Annotated in this window: 1 protein-coding gene; it reads right to left on the bottom strand. The window is 65.6% G+C overall.

Features of this window, described 5'->3' with window-relative positions:
• Window positions 1-575 (bottom strand): type VI secretion system Vgr family protein (locus AC2LB6_RS24615; protein WP_490095474.1); only part of this gene is annotated, 575 nt, incomplete at both ends.

Genomic DNA, 575 nt, shown 5'->3' with positions numbered 1-575 from the left:
TTGTCGCTGAAGTGCGGCGCGTTGATGATGGAGAAGGTGAAGCCCGGCGCGATGCCGGTCGCCGTGCCCGACCCGCTGACGCTGTGGTGCTCGGCCTGCCACACCTCCTGACGGATGCGCGCGTAGGACTCGCCGTGACTGTGGTCGACAAAGTGACCCGGCCAGTCGTAAACGTCCACCGAGCCCGGCACCGGCGACGCCGGGTTCTGCCGCGCCTGCAGCATCCACGCGTTCGGCTTGCGGAAGTCGTAGTCGTCGGTGCTGTAGATGCCCGGCGTCACGCTCTCCGCCAGCGACCACTGGCTGATGCCCTCTTCCGTCACCACGCCGCCCGACGGCGTGACGTGATAGGCGATGGTCTCATAGCCCGGAAACGCCTGATGCTGGTCCGGCGCGTCGCACAGCACCAGCGTGTGTTTGTCCGCCTCGTGGCGGAAGAAGTAGTAAATCCCCTCCAGCTCCATCAGGCGGCTGATAAAGTCCAGGCTGCTCTCCTGATACTGCACGCAGTACTCCCACACCCGGTAGCTGCCCGCCAGGCGCGTCTCCACGTTGACCCCGTACTCCTTCAGCAG

Source organism: Pantoea sp. RCC30.1 (assembly GCF_058148845.1).
The sequence above is the reverse complement of the archived record's forward strand: the minus strand, read 5'-3'. Positions and strand labels throughout refer to the sequence as shown.